Below are 1232 nucleotides of genomic sequence, written 5' to 3' on the forward strand. Positions count from 1 at the left end.
AAAGTATTTTAAATAAAATACAAAAAGTCATGTGAATTCTGCTATATTGAAAGTACGACCAATCTATATAGGAGTGAATTCACATGACTCAAGTAAATGATAACATAAACCAGAACAAGGGAAAACACTTAACCTATGAAGAACGTGTAAAAATTGAGGCTTACAAAGATTTGGGATACTCCAATCGTAAGATTGCACGTATTTTAAATCGTGTGCCGCAAACGATTAATAATGCTGTTAAACAAGGTACAGTCCGTACAATTAAACAACGACAAATTCATAACGACAAAGTGTATGATTATGATCAATATAGCTATTCAGCTGACGCTGATCATCAAATATATCTTCGTAATCGTCAGCATTCTGGACGCCGTCCAAAATGGCTACGCTGTGATTCATTTACTCAATGGGCTGACGATAAAATGTTAAATGACGGTTGGTCACCTGATATCGTCATTGGACGGGCAACAAAAGAGAAACTCTTTCAAGCCGATTTGATACCATCTACATCAACGCTTTATCATTGGATTGATCGTGGCATCATGAAAACTAAAAATATTGATTTGCTTGAAAAAGTTGCTCGTACACCAAGGAAAGACTCTCCGAAGCATCGAGAAAATCGCCGAGTACTCGGCCCATCAATTGAAGAACGCCCAGACAAAGTAGATACAAGGGAACACTTTGGACATTGGGAAATTGATACATTAATCGGTTCTAAAACTAAAGAAGACCCTGTATTATTAACGCTCGTAGAGCGAAAGACACGCTTTGAAATCATGTTTAAAATCAAACAAAAGTCAACAGACTTTGTCAACCAAGCGGTGAAACAACTTTATGACAGAATAGGAAATCAAGCCGCTACCCTATTCAAAACAATCACATCAGATAATGGCTCTGAATTTGCTGATATTCATGAATTGCTTGCAGATATAACAGATGTTTATTTCGCTCGTCCTTATGCATCTTATGAACGAGGAACGAAAGAAAATCAACATAAATTAATTCGCAGATTCATCCCCAAAGGGGAACGCTTAGCTGATATATCAGCTAAAACAATCAACCAAATTCAACAGTGGATGAATAACATACCACGTAAAATATTGAATTATCGTACTGCTGAAGAAGCATTTTTAACTGAACTTCAGTCGTTAACAAGCTAACAATCACACAGTACTGACAATAAACAGAGAATTTACATAAATTAGGTGGCTAACTTAAACTTGAAATTCAAG

General features: G+C 36.1%; 1 protein-coding gene. It reads left to right on the forward strand.

All coding sequences use genetic code 11. The annotated features are described in order from the left end of the window. Positions 1 to 83 precede the first annotated feature (83 nt). The gene (locus tag SPD45_RS14340) at positions 84 to 1160 is read left to right on the forward strand and encodes an IS30 family transposase (protein ID WP_336268460.1); all 1077 of its coding nucleotides are present in this window, start codon (positions 84 to 86) and stop codon (positions 1158 to 1160) included. Positions 1161 to 1232 lie beyond the last annotated feature (72 nt).

This window comes from Pseudogracilibacillus sp. SO10305 (assembly GCF_037072005.1).
GTDB classification, from domain to species: domain Bacteria; phylum Bacillota; class Bacilli; order Bacillales; family Amphibacillaceae; genus Pseudogracilibacillus; species Pseudogracilibacillus intestinigallinarum.